The following is a 25,254-nucleotide window of genomic DNA, read 5'->3' as shown; positions in this document are numbered from 1 at the left end:
CGTTCTATTTGGATCGATCTAAAACCCGAGCAAAAAAAATCCATCCGCACATCCTCGAACCGTCGCGACGAACGGCGCGGCGCACATCAGTGCACCGCCCGCTTCGCATCGAGATCGCGCAGCGTCTGGCCCGGCGCCGCCCAGCGCAGGCGCAGGCTCTGCCCGCCTGCGCGCTGATACCAGGCCAGGCGCAGGCGGTGCCAGCCGCGCCGCAACGGCAGCGAACCATGCAGCGTCTGGTCGTAACTGTCGTTGCGGATCACCCGCTCGCCGTCGACGTACAGGGCCGAACGGTCGTCGCCCTGCAAGGCGAAGCGATAGATCCCGTCGGCCGGCACTTCGATCAGGCCTTCGTACTGCAGGCCGTAGCGGCTTTGCCGCGCGTACGGCGCCAGCTCGAGCGACGTGGCGACGCCCTGCTCGACCGGCGCGGCCGCGGCTTCGAACTCGTCGAGGCTGGAAAACTGGCCCTCGTACAGGCGATAGCTCAGCCCGGCGCTCCGGCGCTTCGGCGGCGCCACCGCCGCGCGGTAGCTGCGGTAGTGCACCTGCGCGCTGTGCACGCCGCTGCGGCGGCCGTTGGCGAGCACGGTGACGGTGCGCAGGCTGCGCACCTCATCGAGCGGCACCCGCAGTTCGATCGGGCCTGCGTATACGGGCGAAGCATCGCTCGGCTCGCTGCCGTCGACGGTGTAGCGGATGCTCGCGCCCGGCACCGATGCGGCCAGCTCGAACACCTGCACGAATTCTTCGGGCGCGCCCTGCTCCTGCACCTGCATCGCGTCGTTCAAGCCGGCCGGTGCGGGGATGCGGTAACCGACCCGTTCGCGGTCCAGGCGCGGGAACTGGCCACGCAGGCGCTGTTGGAAATCGGCGAAATCGCGGTCGCCCTGCGGCGTCCAGGCGACTTCGGCCAGAGCGAGCATGCGCGGAAACGCCATGTACTCGACCATCGCCTCGGTCTTGAGATATTCGGTCCAGACATTGCCCTGCACGCCCAGGACGTGCCTGGCCTGGGCGGCATCGAGTTCCTTCGGCACCGGGTCGTAGCCGTAGACCTTGTCCAGGCTGAGCTCGCCGCCGAGGTTCCACTGTTCGTACTGCGCCGGGCCCTGGCCGTAGTCGAAATAACAACACTGGGTCGGGCTCATGATGACGTCGTGCCCTTGCCGCGCCGCGGCGATGCCGCCGGCTTCGCCGCGCCAGGACATCACCGTCGCGTCGGGGGCCAAGCCGCCTTCGAGGATCTCGTCCCAGCCGATGATGCGCTTGCCGCGCGAATGCAGGAACTTCTCCATGCGCTGGATGAAATAGCTCTGCAGTTCGTGTTCGTCCTTCAGGCCTTCGCGACGGATCACCGCCTGGGCGACCTCGCTGTTCTGCCAACGGGTCTTGGGCGCTTCGTCGCCGCCGATGTGCAGGTACGGCGCCGGGAACAGCGCCACCACTTCGTCGAGCACGTTCTCGAGGAACTTGAAGGTCTCTTCCTTCGGGCAATAGATGTCGTCGTACACGCCCCAGTTGGTGCCGACCTCGAACGGCCCCGGCGTGCAGGCCAACTCCGGATACGCGGCCAGCGCGGCCAGCGAGTGGCCCGGCATCTCGATTTCCGGAATCACCATGATGTGGCGGGCCTTGGCATAGGCCACGACCTCGCGCACTTCGTCCTGGGTGTAGAAGCCGCCGTAGGGCTTGCCGTCGCCGACATAAGGATCGATATGGCGGCCGAGCACGGTTTCCTTGCGCTGCGCGCCGATCTTGGTCAGCTTCGGATAGCGCTTGATCTCGATGCGCCAGCCCTGGTCCTCGGTCAGGTGCCAGTGGAAGGTGTTGAGCTTGTACTGCGCCATCAGGTCGATATAGCGCTTGATGAAGGCGACCGGGTACATATGCCGGCCGACATCGAGGTGCATGCCGCGGTACACGAATCGCGGCTGGTCCTCGATGCTCAACGCCGGCAGGCGCAGCGCTTGCGCGCTGCGCGAAGCCGGCAACAACTGGCGCAGCGATTGGTAGCCGTAGAACAGACCCGCCGGCGGGCCGGACAGGCGGACGCCGCGCGCGGTAATTTCCAAGGTATAGCGTTCTTTCGAACGCGCATCGGCGTGGGCGGCGACCGGCTCGGCGACCAACTGCACGTAGCGGCTGGGCTCGGCCTCGCCCGGCTGGGCGCGCGGCGCGCCGCTGCGCAGCGGCAGGGTCAGGGCGTGGGTCGCGCTGAGTTCAGCGCGCAGCAACTGGGCCACCGCGCGCGCTTCGGCATTGTTGGCGTACACGGTGGTATGGGCATCGAGCACGAACTCGCCCTCGCCGCGCGACAGCTTCGCCGGCAACGGCACCAGATCGGGCGCGGCCGAGGCCGGGCCGGCATGGGCGGCGACTTTGTTCGCGCCGGCCAGCGGAACCTCGTCGGCATGCGCCAGCGGCGCGAGGCCGATCGCCGCGCCGACCAGGCTCAGCATCGCCACGCGCAGTTTCGAACGTCCCATCTTCGCCAATGCGTCTTTCATCGAATCGGTTCCCTCGGACTGCACGGATCGACTGCGGCCTTGAGTTACGTCGTCTTTGCGCAATATGCGGACTTCGCCGCCCTGGCTTTCGTCATCCCCGCGCAGGCGGGGACGACGGTATGCAAGCGGACGACCCAGACCGAAATCGGCGCTACCTGTTTGCCAAAAGCATCGGACTCATCACTTCGGCGAGGCGCAGGCCGACTTCGGCAGCGCCTCCGTCTTCGTGCCCCAGCCGTTCACCGGCGGCGTCTTGTCGAGCGCGAAGCGCAAGGTGCCGCCGTTGCGCAGTGCCGACCAGTCCAGCCAGACCCGCTCCTGCGGCTGGCCGTCGAAGCTGGCCGAGCGCACGTACTGCAGGCCGCGGCCGTCCGCGCCGGGCGCTTCGATGGTCAGGGTCTTGCCCTGCCCCAGGTCGAGCTCGACCTTCTCGAAGCGAGGCGTGTGCAGCAGCAGTTCGCCGGTGCCCGGCACCGCCGGGTACAGGCCGATCGCGCTGAACAGATACCAGGCGGACATCGTGCCGAGGTCGTCGTTGCCGGTCACACCGTTGGGTGCGTTGGTGAACAAGGCCTGGGCCGAGCGCAACACCGCGGTGGTCTTCCACGGCTGGCCGATCAGCGTGTACATCCAAGGGCTGTGCAGGTCGGGCTCGTTGTTCGGGTTGTAGCGATACTGGTTGTAATAGCTGTAAGGCCCGACCACCCATTGCTTGCGCGCCGCGTTGAGCGGATCGGCGACCAATTGGTCGTAGGCGAAGAACGCGTCCAGGCGCTTGCCGGTCTGCTCGGCCCCGCCCATCGCCGCGACCAGGCCCGGCATGTCCTGCTGCGCCAGCCACTGGTACTGCCAGGCCGTGCCTTCGTGGAAGCCGTGGTGCGATCGCGGGCTGTAGCCGCCATCGGCCTCGACGTAGAACTGGCCGTCGTCCAGGCGCGGACGCGGGAAACCGCGGAAACCCAGCTCCGGATCGGCCGCCTCGGCGTCCCAGACCTTGCGCCAGTTGCGGCCGCGCTCGCGCAAGGTCGCCGCGTCGGCGCTCTGGCCCAGTGCGTCGGCCATCTGCGACAGCGAGCAATCGGCCAGTGCGTATTCCAGGGTCGAAGAGCCGCCGTGATGCGGATCGACGTCCATGCTCTTGGCCGGGAATGCGCGGTCGTACTGGACGAAGCCGCGTTCGAGATAGCTCGGATTGCCGGCGCGACCGTTGCTGCGCACCAGCGCCGGCGGCACGCCGTAGGCATTCTCGCGCAAGGCCTTGTAAGCCTGCTGCTCGCGGCCTTCGAGCGCGCCGAAGCGCCACAGGTCGACCATGAACGGCGTCGCCGGGTCGCCGGTCATGACGTTGCTGTCGTAGTTGGCGTAGCCCCAGCGCGGCAGCCAGCCGTTCTGCTCGTGGATCTTGAGCATGGAGTTGGCGATGTCGCGCGCGCGCTGCGGGCGCAGCATCGCCAGCAACTGGTTCTGCGAGCGATAGGTGTCCCACAGCGAGAAGTACTCGTAGTAGGTCCAGCCTTCGGCCTTGTGGATCTCGGTGTCGTAGCCGCGGTAGCGGCCGTCGCTGTCGCTGCCGGTCAGCGGCTGCAGCAGTGAGTGGTAAAGCGCGGTGTAGAACACGACACGGTCGTCGGCGCTGCCGCCGCCGACCCGCACCGAGCCCAGTTCCTTGCGCCAGCCGTCCTGCGCTTGCTTGCGCATCGCATCGAAGCTCAGCGGTTTGCCGTTCTTCGTACCTTCGTCGCGCAGGTTGCGGCGCGCGCCTTCGGCATCGACGTGCGAGATCGCGCTGATCGCGGTGACCGCGCGGCCGTTCTTGGTATCGAAGGTGAACCAGGCGCCGTGCGGGCGGGTGTCGCCCTGCATGCTGGCGCGGCCGCCGGGGTGGCCGCCGGTTTCGTCCCAGGTGCCGAAGCTGGCGAAGGGACGGTCGAACTCCATGCGGTACCAGGTGGTGTACTGCTGGCCGCCGCAGAAGCTCTTGGTGACGATCTTGCCTTCGACGACGCGGTCGCCGATCACCTGGACGCTGCTGCCGACGACGAGATGGCGTTCGTTGGCCTGGCCGGTGTTGACCAGGATCGTGCCCTGCTTGGCCCCGGCCGGGAAGGTGTAGCGCTCGGCAGCGGCGCGCGTCAGCGCGGTCGCTTCGGCCTCGATGTCGCCGGCGGCCTCGCCGGTCAGGCGCACCTTGTAATAGCCGGCCTGGCCGACTTCGCCGTCGTGGGTATAGCTGGAGGCGTAGGCCTTCTGGTCGAAGGACTTGAATTGCTTGGTGTCGAAACGCTTGCCCGGGCCGATCTCGCCGGTGGTCGGCAGCACCGACAACTGGCCGCCCTGCTCCCAGCAGCCCGCGCCGGAGATGAAGGAGTGGCCGAAGCCGCGGATCTTCGGGTCGTCGTAGCGCCAGCCGCTGTAGTGATCGCCGATCGGGCTGATCTGGATCAGGCCGAACGGTGCGCTCGCGCCCGGAAAGGTGTTGCCGTCGTCCTTGCTGCCGATGAAGGTGTTGACCTCGCTGACCGGGTCGCGGTCGGGCGCGGCGGCCTGGACGTTCGACGCACCGGCCAGCGCCAGGGTCAATGCCGCTGCGATCGGCCAGGCCTTGCCGTCGAAAACCGAAACCAAACCGCGCCTGCGCCGTACCGGATTGCGAGTCATCGTTGCCTTGCCCTGCCTGTGGTGTTGGGGGATGCCGTTGCGGCAGCGCTGGCGCCGCCGCAACGGATTGGCCTGCCTTAGTTGAAGTCCAGCACGTACTCGATCGCGACCTCGCGGCCGACCGGGCTGAAGATGCGGTCGGCGATGAAGGCGAAGTCCTTCTTGTACGGGTCCTTGTCTTCGTTGACTTCGTCGAAGATGTTGCTGACGTAGAAGTTGACCTTGGCCTTCTCGGTGATCTGGTAGCCCGCGCTGAGGTTCCAGGTGATCGCCGGTCCGACGCGGCCGTAGTACTTCTTGGTCGCCTGGCCGTAGGTCGGGCTGGCCGAGTCGTTGTCGACGCAGTTGTCGGAGTTGGGCACGTAGCCGTCGGAGAACGGCAGGCAGCCGTTGAAGCGCACGCTCGGCACGCTGCCGACGCGGTCGGCGTAGACGGTCGCGTTCCACTTCTCGCGCTGCCAGTTGACGCTGCCGCGGAACTTGCTGCGCGGCTCGTCGTTGCGCTTGTCCTGCATTTCTTCGCTGGCGTCGGTGCGGGTCTCGAGCTTGAGCAGGTTGGTGTAGTTCAGGCCCAGGCTGAAATCGCCCCAGCGCTCGGTGGCGAAGCGGTACTTCAGCGAGGCGTCCACGCCTTCGACGTTGCGCGCGGCGCGGTTGACCGGGCCGGTGCGGATGTCGGTGACCTGGCCCAGCAGCGGGCCGGCGCCGTCCGGATCGGCGGCGCGGGTGACGCGGCCGATCTGCAGCTTGCAGCGGTCCGCGCTCGGCGCGCTGATGCGCGGCTCGCCGGTCGGGGTCTTGCCGGTCAGGCAGTAGGCCTCGTCGAGCAGCACGTCGTTGGCGCCGACGTCGTCGATCTCGTCTTCCAGTTCGATGCGCCAATAGTCGGTCGACACCGACAGGCCGTCGGTGATGTCCCAGACGAACCCTGCGGTCCAGGAATTACCGGTTTCGTAGTTGAGGTTCGGCGTGCCCTGGCGGGCGATGTTCGCGTCCTCGACCTTGAAGCCCGCGTCCCAGGTGCAATTGCCCTGCTGGCCCGCGCGCAGGCAGTTCAGGTAATCGGTCTGGTCGGCGACCGAGGTGCTCGGCGTGGCGTAGACGAAGTGCATGTCCGGCGCACGGAAGCTGGTCGCATAGGTGCCGCGCACCAACAGGTTGCTGAAGGGGCGCCATTCCAGGCCGGCGTTGTAGGTCGAAGCGGCGTCGCCGGACACGGCGTCGTACTTGTCGTAGCGCCCGGCCACCGATGCGGTCAGCGATTCCAGCAGCGGAATCTTGAACTCGACGCCGGCGGCGTAGTGGTTGCGGGTGCCCGAACCGAGGTCGAGGTTGGCGGTCTGCTCGTACTTGCGGTTGTCGCCGATGGTGTTCGGATCCGGCGCCAGGCTATAGCCCTGCTTGGCCGCTTCGAGCTGCGCGGCGAAGCCGATCGGGCCGGCCCAGCCTTCGAACAGGTCGCCGCTGACGATGAAGTTGGCCGAGGTCAGCCAGGATTCGGCGCGGTTCTTGCCGCGGGTGGTGATCGAGGCGTAATCCTGCGGCGAGATCGGGTTCCACAGGCGATTGGTGTCGACGCGGTCGCGGTTGGCGCCGAGGAAGTAACGGTCGGCTTCGGCCAGCAACACGGTCGGGAACTTCTCGTCCACGGTGTATTCGGCGCGGCCGATGCTGAAGTCCCAGTCGAAACGATCGCCGAACTGGCCGCGCAGGCCGGCCGACAGGTCCCAGGACAGTTCGTCGGAACGGGTATAGCCGCTCTTGGCGCCGCCGATTTCCTGCGGGGTGAAGTAACGCACCAGGTCCAGGTTCGCGCCGACGCCCCGGTCGAAATAGGTCCCGTTCGAGCTCCACGCCGGCATGAAGGTCATGTTGGTGCCGCGCGAACTCCACACGCCAGCGGTGACCCAGCCCTGCATGCCGTTGGCGAAGTCGTAATTGCCGTACAGGTAGCCGGAGCGGTCGTCGCTGCCGTTGCGCAGGGTCCAGTGCTGGAACACCGCGCTCTGGCCGCACTGCCAGCCGGTGTCGCTGATGGTATTGGCGTTGCGGTTGTAGGTGCGGCGGTTCTGCAGGAAGAACTCGCCGTTGAACTGATCGCAGGCGCCGGGCGGCGGCGCCATGCGGCGGCCGGTGTCGGCGTTGAACATGCGGATGCCGACCGACGGCAGGATGCCGACCTTGCGGTCCTGCGGGTTGAGCGAGGTGGCCGGTGCGTCGAAGTCCGAATCCATGAACGGACGCTCGCCCGCCGGCAGCGCTTCGCGGTGGAACCACTGCAGCGCGTAAGTCACGTTCCAGTTGTCGCCGCTGCGGCCGCCGGCCCAGGACAGGTCCATCGAATCGCGGCCGCCGCGGGTCGAGGTGCCGCCGCGGATCTTGACCTGGTCGCCCTGGAATTCCTTCTTGAGGATCACGTTGATCACGCCCGCGACCGCGTCGGAGCCGTAGATCGCCGAGGCGCCGCTGGCGAGCACCTCGATGCGCTCGACGATCGCGGTCGGGATGTTGTTGAAGTTGGCGAAGTTGCTCTTGCCCTGGTACGGCAGCGGGTAGTCGACGACGCGGCGGCCGTTGATCAGCAGCAGGCTGCGGCCCGGGCCCATGTTGCGCAGGTTGAGCGGGCTGGCGTTGACCGTGTGCTGGCCCCAGGCGATGTCCGACTCGACCGTGCCCATGGCTTCGGTCAGGGTGGTCAGCGCGTCGTAGACGGTGTTGAAACCTTCCTTCTCGATCTGCGCGGCGGTGATGGTGAAAACCGGCGCCGGTCCTTCGATCTCGCTGCGCTTGATGCGCGAGCCGGTGACGGTGACCTTGTCGATTTCGGTTGGCTTGTTCGCCCGGCTGCTCTCGTCGGCGCCCGCGCTGGCCTGATCGGCCGGGGTCTCGGCGGACTGCGCCTGCGCCATGGCGGGCGCGAACAGGATCGACAACAAAGCACCGGTCAGTGCGCTGCGTCGCAGGGTGGAATGGCTCATCTTCGCGGTGCTCCCCAAGAAAAAGTGGACTGCAATGGCGACCGCTCCCTGGTCTCTAAAGGCTTTTCTCTCGATCTAAGTAAACTGCCCGGCGAACCTCGAAAGGTCCTCCCGGCATACCCAACCCCCAAATTGGATCGATCTAAATTAACCACAACCTGGGACCGCGATGCATGACGCGGCGCAGCAATGAGGGTGTGCTAGGGAGCGCACACGGACGCCCGCGGAGGCCCCCTCGACCTCCCCTGCGCCGTAAGTGATTGTTTTGCCGAGTCTGGCGACAGGCGCGAAGGCCGAGACGGCTTGGCCTGCCAGGATCGATTTTTGAGTCGGCCCCCCACCGACTCCTCGCCGCTTGCGCTCGCTGCGCGAACCGGTCGGCCTGTTGGATTGGGTCCCCTGCTCCGGTCGACGGTCAACCCCTGGCGGCGAGGCCTCGTCCCCCTGTAGGCGCGACCTAAGTCGCGACCACGGGACGCGCTGGCACGCCAAGGCCGAGGTCATCCACCGAAGCGGCGCACTTTCGCCGGGGTAGGAGCGGCGCGAGCCGCGACATCGCTGTGCCGATCTCGCGGCGCATCGCTCATTCGAACGAGATCAAGATCAAGATCAAGATCAAACCCAAAGCTTCCGCCACTAAAGCGGCGGGTTACTTTCTTTTGTCTAAAGCAACAAAAGAAAGCTAACCAAAGAAAAATGCTTTTGTTTTGAATCACAAGCCCGCACGAGCGATGCCGACGCAGGGATTTTTCATACGGGACCTCCCTGTCCCGATGAAAAACGGCGCGCATCCCTGCGCGCCGCCCTCCGGGTCTTCGATGAACTTCGCGAGCGCTCGGCGACGCACAGCAACAGCGAAAGCCAAAGCCAAAGCCAAAGCCAAAGCCAGCAATGGAAATCCGACAGCGCGGCGCCATCCCCTGTAGGAGCGGCGTAAGCCGCGACCACCGACGCGCTGGCACGCCAAGGCCGAGGTCGCCCATCGAAGCGGCGAACTTTCGCCGGGGTAGGAGCGGCGCGAGCCGCGACCGCGAATCTGCGGCCGCCGGCGCGGGCGATCGGGGTTGCGTAGTCGGGGCTTACGCCGCTCCTGCAAAAGCGCGGCAACTACACGAGCCAACCGCCAAACCGATACCCCGCTATCCCCGCAATGCGCCCACCAACTCCCGCACCCTTTCTTCGTCGCTCTGTTCCCAATCCACCGCCAACCCGGCCAACGCTCCGTTGCGATAGCGCATCGCCGAGCGTTTCGGTGTCTTGCCCGAGGCGTGCAGCTCGTCGACACCGGCACGTTCGGCCAAGGCCAGGATGTTCTGCGGGGTGACGCCGGCGCCGGCCATCAGGCTGATGCGCCCGGCCGCCTGCGCCGCCAGTGCGGCGATGCGGTCGGCACCGGTCCAAGCATCGGCGGCGGCGCCCGAGGTCAGGATCCGTTCGCAGCCCAGGGCGATCGCCGCCTCCAGCGCCCGGCCCTGGTCGCGTGCGGCGTCGAAGGCGCGATGAAAGGTCACACCGAGCGGGCCGGCCGCGGCGACCAACTCGCGGCACAGCGCTTTGTCGACCTCGCCGTCGGCGTCGAGCGCGCCGATCACGACGCCGTCGCATCCGAGCCGGACGCAGGCTTCGATGTCGGCGCGCATCACTGCGAGCTCGGATTCGCCGTAGAGGAAGTCGCCGCCGCGCGGGCGGATCAGTACGTACAAAGGAATGCGCAGACGCTCGCGGGCGACCGCCAGGGTGCCGTAGGACGGTGTGGTGCCGCCTTCCCCCAGGTTTTCGCACAGTTCGACCCGGTCGGCGCCGCCGGCTTGCGCGGCGAGCGCGGAACCGAGCGAATTCGCCGAGATCTCCAGGCTGCGCCGGCTCATAGCGGCGGTCACGTCTGTTCGGTCGTGTAGACCGAACGCGAGTCGAGCAAGGCGTCGCGCTTGCCGGCATCGCAGACCGCATAGACGAAGCCGCGATGCAGCGCATGCGCGCCGACCTCGCCGTGCTTGTTGATCGCCAGGAAACAGACCTGCAGGGTCTTGCTCGCCTGCGGACGCTTGCGCACCAGCCGGTCGATCGCTTCGCGGCAGGCCTCGTCCGGGCTGCGGCCCTGGCGCATCAGCTCGACCACCAGGAAGCTCGCGGCATTGCGCAGCATTTCTTCGCCGACGCCGGACGCGGTCGCGGCGCCGACTTCGTTGTCGACGTACAGGCCGGCGCCGACGATCGGACTGTCGCCGACCCGTCCGTGCAACTTCCAGGCCATGCCGCTGGTGGTGCAGGCGCCGGCGAGCTTGCCGGCGGCGTCGATGGCGAGGATGCCGAGGGTGTCGTGGTTGCTGCTGTCGCCGGGCTTGGCGTTGTCGAGGCGCTCGGCGTTGATCTTCGGCTCGTACTTCGAAGTCTTGCGCCATTCCTGCCAGGCCGCACGGGCCTTGTCGGTCAACAGCACCTGTTTCGGGAAGCCTTGCTCGATGGCGAACTGCTGGGCGCCGGCGCCGACCAACAACACGTGCGGCGTGCGCTCCATGACCCGGCGCGCGACGCTGACCGGATGGGCGATGTCCTCGAGCGCGGCGACCGCGCCGCAACGGCCGTCGCCGTCCATGATGCTGGCGTCCAGGGTCAGCACGCCGTCGCGGTCGGGGTTTCCGCAGCGGCCGACGGTGTTGTTGCACAACTCGGATTCGGCCCAGCGTGCGCCGGCCTCGACCGCATCGAGCGCGGAGCCGCCGCCGGCGAGCACCGGCCACGCCGCCTGGTTGGCGCCTACCCCGAAATCCCAGGTCGACACTACCCGCGCGCCAGCCGCCGTCTTGGGGGCCGCGTCGGTCTTGGCGGCCGCGGACGTCGGCGCGGCCAGCGACGGCAAGGCGACGCTGGAGGCGGCCAGCAGGGAGCTGTGCAGGAAATGTCGGCGTGAAGTCATTGCGGTTTCGATGCGGGCGCGCGCGGCGCGGATCGCCGACACGCTAGCCGCCGTTGCCGGGCCGCGCAACCTTGCCGCTCCGGCCGGACGCCTCTAAACCGGATTACGCATTGCGTAATTCCGCGCAATTGCCCCCAGGGCATCGGGATTCGCCGACCGTCCTGCCGCGCCGCGCGAACCGAACCGGCGACGCGGCTCGGTCCGCCACTCCGAGAGCGCCCGGGTGCGATGCGCTTTCAGATATGGCGCGGGTTGGTCTGGGTCGGCGCCTGCTCGCCGCCCTGCGGAGTCTGCTGGCGATTCAGCGCTTCGTGCTGGTTGATGTTCTGGATCAACTGCTGGCCTGGGATGCCGCTCGGCAAAGCGCCCTCGACCTTGGCGTACTTCGCGCTGGGATCGCCGAGCTTGCCCTCGACCAGAAAATGGCCCTTGCCGCCGTCCGTCTCCGGCACGATGTGATCGACCTTCGACAGCCCGCCTTTCTGGGCGACGCCGGCCAGATCGGCGACGTCGCGATTTTGCAGCGCTTCGCGCACCGTGCCGATGCCGTGCAGCTTGAGCAAATGCTTGCCCCCGTCCATGGCTTCGAACATGGGACGCGCCACGTCGAGGTCGGGATCGTCGCCGGGTTCGTAACCGCGCAGACCGCTGTGTTGCTGCGGCTTGAACTCGAACCTCGGCCCCTGCAGCTCCAGGTTCTGCTTCGGCGCCACCAACGGCACCACGCCGGTGTTCTGCAGGCTCTGCAAAGGCTCGCCGTCGACCACCAGATTGGTCACCGAAGGGCCGCTCTTGCCGTTGTGAAAGTTATCGGGGTTGAAGCCGTAGCTCTTGAGCGTGCCCGGGCTCGGCCAAGCCGGGTTCGCGGTGACGCAATCGACGCCGATCGCATGCGAGACCAGCAAGGCCTGGCCGCCTCCCTTGGAATGGCCGGTCACCCCGACCAGGCTCGGGCCGAGTGCGGCGCTGACTTCCTTGCCGAGCACCATCGACTGCTCGTGTTGCTCGCTCTTCAGGCCGAGCGCCTGGCGGAAATTCGCCGACCAGTCGCCGAGTTTCGCCGTGCCGCGGTAATCCAGTACATAGCCTTCCGATTCGGTTGCGGTGCCGGGCTTGCGATACAAGGTCGCGTGCATCCCGCTGGGATTGCCGTGGAATTTTTCCGGATCCAAATTGAGTTTCTTCAGCGTCTCGTCGTCGACACGCTCCCATTCGCCGGTCTTGCCGGTGCTCTTGGGCTGGTAACCGTCCTGCATGATCGCTGCGGCGCTGGTCGGATCGAGTTTGGGCCGTTGCGGAACCGGCTCGGGTTGCAACGGCGGAGGCTGCGCGTTGCGTTGGAAGCGGCTGAAGAAACTGCTGAGAAACCCGGGCGAAGAACCGGAGCCGGTGGGATCGGGAGTCGACATGGAAGGTCTCCTGAGAAATGGCGCGGTCGTCTGTTTGCGCATGCCGTGGGCACGCCAGGCGCGATGCCCGGGCTTGCCGAGCACCTGCAGTGCTACGCAAAGTAACCGGCGCAGCGGTCATCCAGGCGGACCGAGGTCACACTCGCGGCCGAACGCCGCGCGAAGGGCTCCCCGCGCAAGCCGCGGTCTCGACGGAGGCGGCGGAGATGCCCGCGGTCGACTCGGTCGTTCAGGGCAGACCGACTTGGCCGGCGTTCGCCCTCGTACCGGGCGCTTCGACAACCGCTTGGGCCAGCGCGGCACCGACCAGGATCACGCCCGGCCGTCCGCTGCCCAGGCTTATGCGCATGCCCGCGGCGTCGCCGGCCAATCGCTGCAACGTCGTCAACAAACGGGTTTCGCCGGCTTGGCTTGCGCCCTGCACGATCGCAGCCGGTGTCTGCGCCGGCAGGTACCGCAGCAACCCGTCCGCGATCGCGGCGATGCGGCTCATGCCCATGTAGATCGCCAGGGTGGTGCCGGTCGCCGCGAGTGCGCCCCAATCCGGCTCGCCGTGATCGTGGGTATGCGCGGTGACTAAGGTGATGCCATGGCAGTGATCGCGATGGGTCAAGGACGCGCCCAGGCTCGCCGCGGCGGCGAAGCCTGCGCTGATGCCGTTGACGATGCACACCTCGATGCCGGCGCGGCGCAGGAAATCGATCTCCTCGCCGGCGCGGCCGAACAACAGCGCGTCGCCGCCCTTGACCCGCACCACCCGCTGCCCCTGCAGCGCATAACGCCGCATCAACCGGCAAATGAAGGCCTGCGGCGTCGAGCGGCAACCGCCCCGCTTGCCGACCCGGATCACCCGCGCCGACGGCGCCAGTTCGACGATGCCCGGATCGACCAGCTCGTCGAGCAGCACGACCTCGGCGGCGGCCAGCGCTTTCACTGCCTTGATCGTCAACAGCTCCAGGTCGCCGGGCCCGGCCGACAGCAACACCACTTCGCTGGGCGCGCGGCGGAACGAGTCGGAAACGATGCGATCCATGTTGACTCCGTATTGATGACCCGGGGATTCGTGATCACGCCTGCGACGCGAGGCGACACAGCTGGTTCAGTTGCGGCCCGCAGGAGCCGCAGACCGTGCCGCAGCCCAGGCGCTGTTTGAGTACGGCCAGATCGGCGCCGCGCGCGATCTCTGCGCGGATGCTCGATTCGCGGATCTGCAGACAGTTGCACACCACCGCGTCGCGCGCGCAGCCGCCGGATTGCGCGAACACCGCCAGGCGGGAGCCGCTCCAGGCACGCCCGGATAGGGCCGCATCGAGCAGACTCTCGCCCGCGCCATGGCGCTGCGCATCGGTCAACAGCAGAGCGTCGATGCGGTTGTCCGCGCAGCCGGCACGCCACGACACCCGCCTCAACAGACCGCGGCGCGCATCGCGGTACTCCAAGGTGTCGCGGCCGGCGTGCAATTGCAGTGCATCGCTCAGAGCGTCCAACCATTCGGGCGGTGGAGCGCTTTCGCACGCGGCGCGCAGCACCAGCCAGGCCGGACGCTCAATGCCCTCGCCATCGCGCCTGTCGGCCGGGCCATCGGCGCTCAGGGTGAGCGCAGCGAAACCGCAGTCCTTGAGCAGCGGTTGCACCGCGATTTGCAGGCTCAGTGGGTCGCCGCGCCGCGCCGCGAGCAGGTGCCAGCCGAACTCGGCCTTCTCGACCCGCACCGCCGCATGCTTGAGCTCGGGCTGCAGCGAACGCGCATCCACCGCCGGCTGGCTGACTTCGTTGATGCCGCCGCTGGACAGGAACTGCCCGCTCCAATGCATCGCCGCGAACACGGTGCCGGACGCGACGTCGTCGGACAGTTCCAAGGGCAGCACCAGTTCGCCGCGCTTGCCGACGACTTTGACCAGATCGCCCTGCGCGAGTCCGCGCCGCGCCGCGTCCTGCGGCTGCATGCGCAGCCCCGGTTCCGGACTGTGCGCGAACGCGGCCGGCACCCGCCCGCTGCGGGACATGCCGTGCCATTGATCGCGCAGGCGGCCGGTCAGCAGGCGCAGCGGGAAGCGTGCCGAAGTCGCTTCGGCCACCGGCCGGTACGGCGTGGCATGAAACCGCGCACGGCCGTCGGCGGTGGCGAACACTGCGTCGGCGTAACGGCGCGCCTGCCCCTGTGCGGCGCCGGCCGGCAACGGCCATTGCTGCGGCCCCTGCGCCTCCAGGCGCGCGTAGTCGAGCCCGCCGATGTCGTGGTCGCGGCCGACGGTAAGGCGGCGATGCTCGTCGAAGATCTGCGCCGGTTGTTTGAAGTCGAACAAGGGCGCGGCCCCCGGCGGGCCCAAGCGCGCTTCCAGGCGCCGCGCCACCTCGTTGGCGATCCACCAGTCCGGCTTGGCTTGCCCCGGCGCCGGCACCGCCGCCCGCACCCGCGAAATGCGCCGTTCGGAGTTGGTCATCGTGCCGTCCTTCTCGCCCCAGCTCGCCGCCGGCAGCAACACGTCGGCATAGGGCACGGTATCGGTGTTGCGGAACGCCTCCTGCACGATCACGTACTCGGCCTGTTGCAGCGCTGCGCGCACCCGGCCGATGTCGGGCATGGAATGCACGGGATTGGTGCAGGCGATCCACACCGCCTTGACCCGTCCGCTGCGCAAGCCTTCGAACAAGGCCACCGCGGACAAGCCGGGCGTGGCCGACAGGCTGTGCGCGGGCAGCCCCCACAGCGCTTCGAGTTCGGCGCGGTCGCCGGCGTGGCCGATCTCGCGGTGTGCGGCGAGCATGGTCGCCATGCCGCCGACCTCGCGCCCGCCCATCGCATTGGGTTGGCCGGTCAACGAAAACGGCCCCGCGCCGGGCTTGCCGATCTGGCCGGTGGCCAGGTGCAGATGGATCAGCGCCAAGTTCTTGTCGGTGCCGTGCGCCGATTGGTTCAGGCCCATGCAGTACAGCGACAAGGCCGCGGCCTCGCGGCCGAACCACTCCGCCGCCTGGATCAGGTCGGCGACCGGGATGCCGCACAACTCCGCGGCCATGCGCGGGGTGTAGTCGCGCAGCAGTTGCTTGAGTTCGGCATAGCCGTCGGTGTGTTCGGCGATGAACGCGGCATCGACCCGCCCTTCCCAAATCAAGTGGTGCAGCATGCCGTTGAGCAGCGCCACGTCGGTGCCGGGCTGGATCTGCAGATGCAAATCGGCCATCGCCGCGGTGTCGGTGCGGCGCGGATCGATCACGACCCAACGCACCTCGGGGTCGCGTTCGCGCGCCGCTTCCAGCCGTCGGAACAGCACCGGATGCGCATAAGCCATATTGCTGCCGGCGAACAGCACGGTCTTGGCCAGTTCCAGGTCTTCGTAGCAGGTCGGCGGGCCGTCCGCGCCGAGCGCCAGCTTGTAACCGGCGACCGCGCTCGACATGCACAGGCGGGAGTTGGTGTCGATGTTGTTGGTGCCGAGCAGCCCCTTGGCGAGCTTGTTGAAGACGTAGTAATCCTCGGTCAGCAACTGCCCGGAGATATAGAACGCGACCGCATCGGGCCCGTGCTGCTGGACGATGCCGGCCAGGCGATCGGCCACCGTGTCCAGCGCCAGCGCCCAGTCGACCGGGCGGCGCGGCTCCTGGCGCAGATGCCGCAATTCCGGCATCAACAGGCGCCCGCTCAGACTGCTCGCGGTCTGCGGCAGGCTGCGGCCCTTGGTGCACAGACGGCCGTGGTTGGCCGGATGCTCGGGGTCGCCTTCGATGCCGACGATGCGGCTGCCGTCGGCGTCGTGTTCGGCGTCGATCAATACCCCGCAGCCCACCCCGCAATAACAACACACCGAGCGCGTGCGGCTGCGCCGCAACGGCGCTGCCGGTGCCGGCGTGGTTTCGATCTCCTCGCGCAGCGCCGGCTCGTCCATCAGCCGCCCCCCGCCGCCGCGTCGCCGAGCGCCAGCCAGACGTCGTCGCCGTCGATGCGTACCGGGAACTTGCGCGCGCAACCCACATCGGGCGCGCAGGCTTCGCCGCTGGCCAGGGCGATGTTCCAACCGTGCAGCGGACAGGTGACGCTGTCGCCGGCGACGATGCCCTGCGATAAAGGCCCGCCCTTGTGCGGGCAGCGGTCGACCATCGCGAACACGCGGTCGCCGGCGGTGCGGAACAGGGCGATGTCGTCGCCGCCTTCTCTTTGCAGCACGCGCGCGCCCAGCACCGGGATGTCGTCGAGCCGGCACACCCGCAACCAGGAGGCAGTGGTCTCCATGCTCAGGCCTCCGCGTCGACGAGGGTGGCGGCGATGCGCAGCGGCTCGAACTCGCGCGGCCGCGTCGCGGCGATGCGCGTCGCCCAGGGGTCGGGCAAGCCTTCCAGCGCATACAGCAGGCGCTCGAACAAGGCCTTGCGATTGCCCGCGTCATCGACCACGCGCTCGACGATGTAGTCCATGCCGACCCGGGCGATGTAGTGCACAGTGCGGTCGAGGTAATAGGCCTCTTCGCGGTACAACTGCAGGAAGGCGCCGGTGTATTCGCGCACCTCCTCGCTGGTCCTGACCTTGACCAGGAACCGCGCGACCTCGGTCTTGATGCCGCCGTTGCCGCCGATATGGATTTCCCAGCCCGAATCCACCGCGATGATGCCGACGTCCTTGATCCCGGACTCAGCGCAGTTGCGCGGACAGCCCGACACCGCCAGCTTGACCTTGTGCGGGCTCCACATGTTGGCCAGCATGGTTTCCAGCTCGATCCCCATCCGGGTGCTGTTCTGGGTGCCGAAGCGGCAGAACTCGCTGCCGACGCAGGTCTTCACCGTGCGGATCGACTTGCCGTAGGCGTGGCCCGAGTTCATGCCGAGGTCTCTCCAGACATCGACCAGGTCTTCTTTTTTGATGCCCAGCAGGTCGATGCGCTGGCCGCCGGTGACCTTGAGCATCGGCACCGCGTACTTGTCGGCGACGTCGGCGATGCGGCGCAGTTCGCCGGCGTTGGTCACCCCGCCCTTCATCTGCGGGATCACCGAGAAAGTGCCGTCCTTCTGGATGTTGGCGTGGGCGCGTTCGTTGATGAAGCGCGACTGCGGGTCGTCGACCGCTTCGCGCGGCCAGGTCGAGAGCAGGTAATAGTTGATCGCCGGCCGGCAGGTCGCGCAGCCGTTCGGCGTGCGCCATTCCAGGAAGGCATAGGCCGCGGCATGGGTGAACAAGCGATGCTCCCGGATCGCCTTGCGCACGTCCCCGTGGCTGTGGTCGGTGCAGGCGCAGACCGCCTTGGTCTTCGGCGTTTCCTGGAAATTCGAGCCCAGGCAGTTCATCAGGATCTGCTCGACCAGGCCGGTGCAGGAGCCGCAGGAACTCGCCGCCTTGGTCTGCTTCTTGACCTCGTCGACGGTGAACAGGCCTTGCTCGTTGATCGCCTTGACGATGGTGCCCTTGCACACGCCGTTGCAGCCGCAGACCTCGTCGCGGTCGTTCATCGCGCTGGCCCGGTTCTGCCCGGCGGTGCCGGAATCGCCGAGCGCCTTCTCGCCGAACATCAGCTGGTCGCGGCGGTCGTCGATGCGGCTGCCGTCCTTGAGCAGCTTGAAGTACCAACCGCCGTCGTTGGTGTCGCCGTACAGGCAGGCGCCGATCAGGCGGTCGTCCTTGATCACCAGCTTCTTGTAGACGCCGCCGGCCGGGTCGGACAGGACGATCTCCTCGCTGCCGTCGCCGCCCATGAAGTTGCCGGCCGAGAACAGGTCGATGCCGGTGACCTTGAGCTTGGTCGAGGCCACCGAGCCGCTGTAGATGCCGATGCCGTAGTTGGCCAGGTGATTGGCGCAGACCTTGGCCTGTTCGAACAGGGGCGCGACCAGGCCATAGGCGATGCCGCGATGGCTGACGCATTCGCCCACCGCATACACGCGCGGATCGAAGGTCTGCAGCGAGTCGTCGACCACGATGCCGCGCGCGCAATGGATGCCGGCGGCCTGCGCCAGCTGGATGTTCGGACGGATGCCGACCGCCATCACCACCAGGTCGGCCGGCTCCTCGCTGCCGTCGGAAAAGCGCACCGCCGTCACCTCGCCCTGCGCGTTGCCGAGCAGTTCCTGGGTCGAGGTGTTGAGGCGGAACTTCAGGCCGCGCTCGGTCAGCGACTTCTCCAGCAACCGCCCGGCGGCCGGGTCGAGCTGACGTTCGAGCAGCCAGCCGGCCAGGTGCACCACCGTCACCTCCATGCCGCGTTGCTTGAGGCCGTTGGCCGCTTCCAGCCCGAGCAGGCCTCCGCCGATCACTACCGCATGCCGCTTGACCTTGGCGGTGTCGATCATCGCCTGGGTGTCGTGGATGTCGCGATAACCGATCACGCCCTTCAGGTCCTTGCCCGGTACCGGCAGCACGATCGGCAGCGAACCGGTGGCGAGAAGCAGGCGATCGTACTCGGCCTCGGTGCCGTCGGCGGCGATCACCCGCCGTCGCACCCGATCGATGCGGGTGACTTCCTTGCCCAGATGCAGGCGGATGCCGTGCTCGGCGTACCACGCCAGCGAATTCAGCACGATGTCGTCGAAAGCCTGTTCGCCGGCCAGCACCGGCGACAACAGGATGCGGTTGTAGTTCGGATGCGGCTCGGCGCCGAACACGGTGATGTCGTACCTGTCCGGGACCAGCTTCAACAGCTCTTCGAGCGTGCGCGCGCCGGCCATGCCGTTGCCCACCACCACCAATCTGGGTTTCTTCATGAGTTCGCTCCTCGGCCGGGTCAGACGCGCGCGGCGCTGAGCGCCGCCCAACGGTGGCGCCACTGATGGCGCAGGCTCGCCAACAAGCCCCAGGCCAGCGCCGCGCAGCCGGCGAACAGCCACAAGCCCAGCGCATAGCTGCCGGTGTGCTGCTTCAACACACCCATGCCGGCCGCGAGCAAAAAGCCCCCGATGCCGCCGGCCATGCCGATCAGGCCGGTCATGAGGCCGATGTCGGCGCCGAAGCGCTGCGGCACCAGTTGGAACACCGCGCCGTTGCCGGCGCCGAGGCATAGCAGGGTGAGCACGAACAAGGCCACCGTCGCGACCGGCCCGCCGAGGCCGACCGCGGCCACTGCGATCAGGGTCGCGACCGCGAGATACACCGCGAGCAAGGTACGGGTGCCGCCGACCCGGTCGGCGATCGCGCCGCCGAGCGGCCGCATCACCGAGCCGGCGAGTACGCAGGCCGCGGTCGCCCAGCCGGCGATCTGCGGCTCGAAACCGAACTGATCGTGGAAGTACCCGGGCAAGGCGCTGGCGAAACCGGCGAAGCCGCCGAAGGTGATCGCGTAGAACAGCATGAACCACCACGAGTCGCGGTTGCCGACCAACACCCGGCCGTAATCGGCCCAGTGCCTGCGCTGCGTCTCGACCGGCGCGTCCTTGGCACAGAGCGCGAACACCACAAGCACCAACACCAGCGGGATGCAGGCCAGGCCGAACACGTTCTGATAGCCGAACGCCGCCGCCAGCGCCGGGGCGAACAAAGCCGCGAGCACCGTGCCCGAATTGCCGGCGCCGGCGATGCCCATCGCCGTGCCCTGGTGCTCGGGTGGATACCAGCGCGAGGCCAACGGCAAGGCGACCGCGAACGAGGCCCCGGCGACGCCGAGCATCAGGCCGAGCAGCAAGGTCTGAATGAAACTGTCGACGCCGAGCCCCCATGCCGCCAGCAAGGCCGCGATCACCACTGCCTGCGCGATCAGGCCGGCGCGCTTGGCGCCGACGCGGTCGGCGAACATCCCCAGGAACAGGCGCAACACCGCGCCGCACAGGATCGGCGCGGCCACCATCAAGGCGCGTTGCTGGGTATCCAGATGCAGCGCCTGGGCGATTTGCACCTGCATCGGCCCGAGCAGGTACCAGACCATGAAACTCAGATCGAAATATAGAAAAGCCGACAACAGCGTGGGCGTATGCCCGGCCCGCCAGAAGGATCGATCCATCCGCGCAATCTCCGAACGGGGCCGCGGCGGACGCCCGATCCAGGCGTCCCGCAGCGGCCGTGAGGGGGAGAAACGAAAACGGCGCCTTCCCGGTTCGCACCGGAAAGACGCCGTTGTCTTCGACCGACCGGGCCGCCGTTGGCCCGTCTGCCGGAATCAGGTTGTCGCGGATGCGCCGTTGCACCCGCAAGCAAGGCTACGCAATAGCCGTGCCAACTTTCCGCGATGAGCCGCGCGATGGCGGTTCGTCGCGAATTCAGTCACTTGGGCGCGCGACGCGAATGCAGATCCGGTATCTGCGCGAGGCCGCGCTCCAAAATCGGGCGGGCTTGCACCATGTTTGTGCAACGCAGCATCGAAGTGTGAGCTTCTGCATGATCAACGCGTGCTGCGATCTTGGTCGTGGCTACGGCTTAGGGCCGGCCTTTCCTTGCTGTTGCTGTGGCTCTACCGGTCAAAAGCAGACCCGTAGGGCGGCGCGCAAGGATGCGGGCCGTGCGCAAGCAGGCCATGGATGGCCTGTCTGGAGCATCCCTGGGTCGGCATCGAACGCGCGGGCTTGTGCCCTTGCAAGGAAGGCCTTTGTTCTTTGGTTATCTTTCTTTTGGGCCAGCAAACGAAAGTAACCCGGCCACGTCAGCGGACGGAAGCTTTGCCCTTGATTTAAGGATACGCCGCGAGGCCGTCAGACCGTGGTCGCGGCTCACGCCGCTCCTACAGGGATAGATTGGCGGCGTTGCGTCGCTGAGGCTACGTCGCTGAGGCTACCTTTGTAGGAGCGACGTGAGTCGCGACCGCGGGACTCGCAGAAATAACAAGGCCGTCGTCATCCGTCGAAGCGGCAAGTTTTCGCCAGGGTAGGAGCGGCGCAAGCCGCGACATCGCTGTAGCGGTATTGCGGCGTCTCTCTCGTTCAATAGATCCAGATCAAGATCAAACCCAAAGCTTCCGCCACTAAAGCGGCGGGTTACTTTCTTTTGTCTAAAGCAACAAAAGAGGCGACGGCGACTACGACCGCTGGCCTTTACAGCGGCAATCCGTCGCCCATCACATATCTCCGGAGCGCATTCACTGCGCGACAGCCCTCAAGCCGCCGCGACTTCCTCGCACACCAGCCGGGTCGCGCGCTCCAGCGCTTTCAGACAGCGGTCGTGCAGCATGGAGACGTGCTGATCGCTCAGGGTTTCGCTGTGCACGATCAAGGTCACTTGAGTGCCCACGCCCAGCCCGGAGAACAGAGTGCTGTGTATCACTTTGGTGCTCGGCGCGTCCGCTTCGGGCTGGGCTTGTGCGATTCCGGATGCAACCGGTGTCGCTGTTCTACGACCGACGACTTGAATACTCATGCGAACCTTCCGCTGGCGGAGCATTTGTTGCTCGATTGACTGGTCGCGATTCCATTCGCAGGCCGGTAGAGCACGTCGCCGACTCGCAGGCCGAAACCTGCGCAAGCGATACCTCCGACGGCTGGCACCTTCCTGATGCCCTTGCCCGACTTCGCACACCTGGCTGCACTGCGAGGCCTCGAACGCAGCTTACAAATAAAACGTGACGTATTCCGCAATTCGCTTATGAAAATATCGACTCTAGTAAAGTTGGCACATTAAAGCAGCACGTCCTCGTGAACTTCGGCACACATAGATGTGCCAAGCAGACCATCTTCGTGTCTGCTGACGCGAACGCAGAGGCGCTACGACTTCACGGCCCCGACTACATACGGCTCGTGCGTATCGCCCGAAACGGCGGCTACTCGCTGCCTCGCGCTTGTCATAAGGCGCACGCACGCGCAAGCGACGGCCGCACGAACGACAAAGCCGCGCCAGAAAATCGGCGCGGCTTCCGCAATATTCGTTGAACGCCTGGTCTCGATCGCAGACGAGAAGGATTCGCCCCTGCCCTCACCCGGTCCGGGTATAGCGCATCACCCAATTGGTTTCCCAGGTCTTTCCGCCATCGGGCGAGAATGCCTGCTCCCATTGCATGCGGCTGTCGCTGACATGGGTGAATATCCCGCGTACCCGCACCGGCTTGCCGTCGTGGTGGTCGTCGGAGAAGAAGGTACCGACGCGGCCTTCGAACCGTCCGACGCCGGGCGTGTCGATCTTCACCGGGTTGCGGCCGTCGAGCCACCAGTCGGCCCAGGTCTGGGTCTTGGCGTCGAACGCGCGCAGGCCCATGCCGCGATATACGCCGCCGGCACGGTAGGACACGCTGTCGTTGAGGTTGGCGACACCGCCGAGCAGGGATTGGCAGTGGGTGGTGCCGTCGAATTCTTCCCAGTCGTCATTGCCCACCAACCGCTGTTTCAGGCGGCGATGCTTGACGTCCCAGCGGCCGAGAAAGAAATCGAAGTCGCGCTCGGCGCCGGCGCGAGCCTCGCCGGTCTTCGTTGCTTCGGCGGCGGTGGCATGGCCGGGCAAAATCAGTGCAGGCAGCGCCGCCAGCGACAGTTGCAGCAGTCGGCGGCGATCGATCGAATCGGTCGAGTCTGTCATGGATACATTCATCGGTTGAAAACAAATACGGCGATGGTCGCGCCGGCTCAGTCGGCGGCGGCGGTCTTGGCGTCGACGCGGATGAAATCGGTGACCCAGTTGAGTTCCCAGGTCTTGCCGTCGTCGATCGAGAACGCCTGCTCCCAACGCGGCGCGTCCGGGCTGGGCTGCGACCAGGTCACCCTCACCAGCACCGGTTTGCCCTGCATCGTGTCCTTGGCGAAGAACCGCCCCAGGCCGCCCTCGAAGCGCCCCTTGTTCGGCGGGCTGAGGTCGTCGCCCGGGTTGCGCCCGTCGAGCCACCACACCGTCCACTGCCCGGTCAGGGGGTCGTAGGCGCGCAGGCTGACGCCGCGATAGTTGCCGCCGGGCATGTTGAAGAGGTTGTCGCCGGTGTTGGCCCAGCCGTCCATCAGCGGACGCTGGCTGAAGCTGCCGTCGAACTCGATCCATTCGCTGCTGCCGACGAAGCGCTGCTTGAGACGGCGGTGCTTGGTCTTCCAATGACCGTTCAAGAAATCGAAGTCGCGCAGACCGGACAGATCCGCCGGCTTCATCGTCTTGGGGGTGTCCTGCGTCGCCATCGCCGTCGGGGCCATGGCCAAGGCCGCCATCCATATCGCGGCGCCGAGCGCGTAACCGATTCGCTTCATCCGACTGTCCTCCTGAGCCTGCGGTGAAAGTAGCAAGCACCGCGCAGGGCGAGACAGGGCCATTAATGGCAAAACGGCTAGGCCAGTGCCGGCCGAGTCGACCTACCGGGACCGCAGCAGGCGCTCGATGTCCTCGCGTTCCTCCAGGGCGCGCTGAAAATAAGCCGGGTACACCGGTTGGTAGTCGTCGCCCTTGAGCAGGAAGATGCCGGTCGAACCCGTCACCTGCTCCTGCATGCTGCCCAGTCGGTAATGCCAGGCCGTCCACAGCGGCACGCGCAAGGTCGGCGGCAGCATCGGCGAACGCGTGAACAGCAGCTCCTTCACCCGCAGATTGAAGCGCATCTGGTTTTTTAACCCTGGACCGGTGCGCGCCCTCGGGTCGGCGATCGGCTTGCCGCGTCCGTCGACCATGTCCACCGACTCGATGGTCGCGACCACGACATGATCGGCGTGCCTGACCATCTCTTCGAGGGGCTTCGGGGGCACGGACGTAGCCCAAGCTGCGCAGGTGAACAGCAGGACAAATAGCGCCAGGACGTATCTCATGTACTTGCCTCGGGTGATCGCAATCCGACTCATGCGCCTGCCTTGTATTACGACGTGTCGAACGAGAACGTCCGCTGCTTCGGCAGCCAGTGGCCGACCGGCGTCCTGGCCGACTGCACTCCCGCCAGGCGCGGCATACTCGGCCGGTCCGGGCCTTACTGTATCCAATCGCCCGGCCGCCAGCCATCGCTCAGGGTGTCGTTCGGACAAGTCCATCCAGCCAGGAGAAAACGCATGAAGCCAGGCCCTGCAGCGCTCTTGGTCGGCGAGTCGTTCTCGCCGTGGACCCAGAAGGCGCGCTGGGCGCTGGAGTATTGCGGCCTGCCCTTCGCCTACCGCGAGTACACCCCGACCCTCAGCGAACCCTGGCTGCGCTGGCGGATGCGGCAATGGTCGGGCGCGGTCTCGGTGCCGGTGCTGCTGACGCCGGTGCAGGTCGTGCGCGGCTCCTGGGCCATCGCCCGCCATGCCGATGCCCACGCCGGCGACGGCCGCCTCGGCGATTTCGCCGCGATTGCGGCCTGGAACGAACTCAGCGAAGCCGCGCTCGCCGAAATCCGCACGCGCGTGGTGCGCGGGGTGCTCGCCAGCCCGACGGCCCTCGATGAAGCCCTGACCGGCCTGCTGCCGGCGCCGCTGCATCGGCCGCTGCGTTTCGTCGCCCGCGATGCCGCGCGCCGACTCGATCGCAAGTACCAGCACCTGCTCGTGCCGGGCTCGCTGCGTCGCGCCCTGGAGCGATTGCGCGACGGCCTGGCTCGTTCCGACTGCGGCTATCTGTTCGAGCGTTTCGGCTATGCCGACATCGTCATGGCGGTGGTACTCGAAGGCATCGATCCCCTCGCCCGGGCCGAGCCACCGCTCGGCCCGGCCCATCGCCAATGCTGGAGCGACCCGCAACTCGCGCGGGAATTCGGCGATCTGCTGGATTGGCGAGCGTCTCTGGCGCGCTCGCCGGCCACGAGCTATTCGCAGTTGTCACCGATTACGGCCTGACCGTCCGTGCGCGCGTCGTCGCGTGCCGACGCGGCTCCGGCCTGGAGGCCGTTATGGGACGGGCCGCCCCGACACGACCCGTTCACCCCTGCGCGGCCAGGGATGCCAAAATGGTCCACCCCACCACTTTCCCGCGGCCTGCCCGGCCTCGCGCCGGCGTCGCCGGCACGACG

Annotated in this window: 16 protein-coding genes; 1 reads left to right on the top strand and 15 read right to left on the bottom strand. The window is 67.1% G+C overall.

What is annotated here, in order from left to right; all coding sequences use genetic code 11:
• Positions 1–86: 86 nt before the first annotated feature.
• The 15 genes from AC6CH2_RS01885 to AC6CH2_RS01815 all read right to left on the bottom strand — a co-directional run bounded on the left by AC6CH2_RS01885 (position 87) and on the right by AC6CH2_RS01815 (position 24,025).
• The gene (locus AC6CH2_RS01885; protein WP_498267683.1) at positions 87–2,510 is read right to left on the bottom strand and encodes a family 20 glycosylhydrolase; all 2,424 of its coding nucleotides are present in this window, start codon (positions 2,508–2,510) and stop codon (positions 87–89) included.
• 180 nt (positions 2,511–2,690) lie between these two features.
• Positions 2,691–5,135: a GH92 family glycosyl hydrolase gene (locus AC6CH2_RS01880; RefSeq protein ID WP_498267682.1), complete on the bottom strand. Its 2,445-nt coding sequence runs from the start codon at positions 5,133–5,135 to the stop codon at positions 2,691–2,693.
• 110 nt (positions 5,136–5,245) lie between these two features.
• Positions 5,246–8,146 carry a TonB-dependent receptor plug domain-containing protein gene (locus AC6CH2_RS01875; RefSeq protein ID WP_498267681.1) on the bottom strand — a complete coding sequence of 967 codons (2,901 nt, stop codon included), beginning with the start codon at positions 8,144–8,146 and terminating at the stop codon, positions 5,246–5,248.
• 1,139 nt (positions 8,147–9,285) lie between these two features.
• Positions 9,286–10,014, bottom strand: coding sequence for a copper homeostasis protein CutC (locus AC6CH2_RS01870; RefSeq protein WP_498268190.1), 729 nt, complete (start codon positions 10,012–10,014; stop codon positions 9,286–9,288).
• A gap of 8 nt (positions 10,015–10,022) precedes the next feature.
• Positions 10,023–11,063 carry a glycosylasparaginase gene (locus AC6CH2_RS01865; RefSeq protein ID WP_498267680.1) on the bottom strand — a complete coding sequence of 347 codons (1,041 nt, stop codon included), beginning with the start codon at positions 11,061–11,063 and terminating at the stop codon, positions 10,023–10,025.
• A 236-nt stretch (positions 11,064–11,299) separates the two neighbouring features.
• Positions 11,300–12,472, bottom strand: a complete 1,173-nt coding sequence (locus AC6CH2_RS01860; RefSeq protein WP_498267679.1) for a Tle-like phospholipase domain-containing protein — start codon at positions 12,470–12,472, stop codon at positions 11,300–11,302.
• Positions 12,473–12,701: 229 nt separating this feature from the next.
• Positions 12,702–13,460 (bottom strand): uroporphyrinogen-III C-methyltransferase, encoded by a 759-nt coding sequence (gene cobA, locus AC6CH2_RS01855; RefSeq protein ID WP_498268189.1) that lies wholly within the window; start codon positions 13,458–13,460, stop codon positions 12,702–12,704.
• Between the two features lie 79 nt (positions 13,461–13,539).
• Positions 13,540–16,359: a nitrate reductase gene (locus AC6CH2_RS01850; RefSeq protein ID WP_498267678.1), complete on the bottom strand. Its 2,820-nt coding sequence runs from the start codon at positions 16,357–16,359 to the stop codon at positions 13,540–13,542.
• The gene (gene nirD / locus AC6CH2_RS01845) at positions 16,359–16,709 is read right to left on the bottom strand and encodes a nitrite reductase small subunit NirD (RefSeq protein WP_498268188.1); all 351 of its coding nucleotides are present in this window, start codon (positions 16,707–16,709) and stop codon (positions 16,359–16,361) included. The genes AC6CH2_RS01850 and nirD overlap by 1 nt, the downstream gene beginning before the upstream one ends.
• Entirely contained in the window at positions 16,706–19,159 is a 2,454-nt protein-coding gene (gene nirB, locus AC6CH2_RS01840; RefSeq protein ID WP_498267677.1) for a nitrite reductase large subunit NirB, read from the bottom strand. The genes nirD and nirB overlap by 4 nt, the downstream gene beginning before the upstream one ends.
• Positions 19,160–19,179: 20 nt before the next feature.
• Positions 19,180–20,349: a nitrate/nitrite transporter gene (locus AC6CH2_RS01835; RefSeq protein WP_498268187.1), complete on the bottom strand. Its 1,170-nt coding sequence runs from the start codon at positions 20,347–20,349 to the stop codon at positions 19,180–19,182.
• 1,124 nt (positions 20,350–21,473) lie between these two features.
• On the bottom strand, positions 21,474–21,641 hold the full coding sequence (locus tag AC6CH2_RS01830) for a hypothetical protein (RefSeq protein ID WP_498267676.1): 168 nt from the start codon (positions 21,639–21,641) through the stop codon (positions 21,474–21,476).
• 645 nt (positions 21,642–22,286) lie between these two features.
• The gene (locus AC6CH2_RS01825; RefSeq protein WP_498267675.1) at positions 22,287–22,883 is read right to left on the bottom strand and encodes a hypothetical protein; all 597 of its coding nucleotides are present in this window, start codon (positions 22,881–22,883) and stop codon (positions 22,287–22,289) included.
• 47 nt (positions 22,884–22,930) lie between these two features.
• Positions 22,931–23,536, bottom strand: coding sequence for a hypothetical protein (locus AC6CH2_RS01820; protein WP_498267674.1), 606 nt, complete (start codon positions 23,534–23,536; stop codon positions 22,931–22,933).
• A 102-nt stretch (positions 23,537–23,638) separates the two neighbouring features.
• Positions 23,639–24,025: a hypothetical protein gene (locus AC6CH2_RS01815; RefSeq protein ID WP_498267673.1), complete on the bottom strand. Its 387-nt coding sequence runs from the start codon at positions 24,023–24,025 to the stop codon at positions 23,639–23,641.
• A 294-nt stretch (positions 24,026–24,319) separates the two neighbouring features.
• Between AC6CH2_RS01815 and AC6CH2_RS01810 the strand changes: the two genes are divergently transcribed.
• A complete protein-coding gene (locus tag AC6CH2_RS01810; RefSeq protein ID WP_498267672.1) occupies positions 24,320–25,081 on the top strand; it encodes a glutathione S-transferase in 762 nt (253 codons plus the stop codon).
• The last annotated feature ends 173 nt before the right edge of the window (positions 25,082–25,254 follow it).

The organism is Lysobacter sp. GQ73 (assembly GCF_059758755.1).
This window is presented reverse-complemented; position numbering and strand designations above follow the sequence as displayed.

Bases quoted from the DNA above. Each gene is read 5' to 3' on its own strand.
- AC6CH2_RS01885 (WP_498267683.1), bottom strand. From the start codon at position 2,510: ATGAAAGACGCATTGGCGAAGATGGGACGTTCGAAACTGCGCGTGGCG.
- AC6CH2_RS01875 (WP_498267681.1), bottom strand. From the start codon at position 8,146: ATGAGCCATTCCACCCTGCGACGCAGCGCACTGACCGGTGCTTTGTTG.
- AC6CH2_RS01870 (WP_498268190.1), bottom strand. From the start codon at position 10,014: ATGAGCCGGCGCAGCCTGGAGATCTCGGCGAATTCGCTCGGTTCCGCG.
- AC6CH2_RS01865 (WP_498267680.1), bottom strand. From the start codon at position 11,063: ATGACTTCACGCCGACATTTCCTGCACAGCTCCCTGCTGGCCGCCTCC.
- AC6CH2_RS01860 (WP_498267679.1), bottom strand. From the start codon at position 12,472: ATGTCGACTCCCGATCCCACCGGCTCCGGTTCTTCGCCCGGGTTTCTC.
- AC6CH2_RS01850 (WP_498267678.1), bottom strand. From the start codon at position 16,359: ATGGACGAGCCGGCGCTGCGCGAGGAGATCGAAACCACGCCGGCACCG.
- nirB (WP_498267677.1), bottom strand. From the start codon at position 19,159: ATGAAGAAACCCAGATTGGTGGTGGTGGGCAACGGCATGGCCGGCGCG.
- AC6CH2_RS01825 (WP_498267675.1), bottom strand. From the start codon at position 22,883: ATGACAGACTCGACCGATTCGATCGATCGCCGCCGACTGCTGCAACTG.
- AC6CH2_RS01820 (WP_498267674.1), bottom strand. From the start codon at position 23,536: ATGAAGCGAATCGGTTACGCGCTCGGCGCCGCGATATGGATGGCGGCC.
- AC6CH2_RS01810 (WP_498267672.1), top strand. From the start codon at position 24,320: ATGAAGCCAGGCCCTGCAGCGCTCTTGGTCGGCGAGTCGTTCTCGCCG.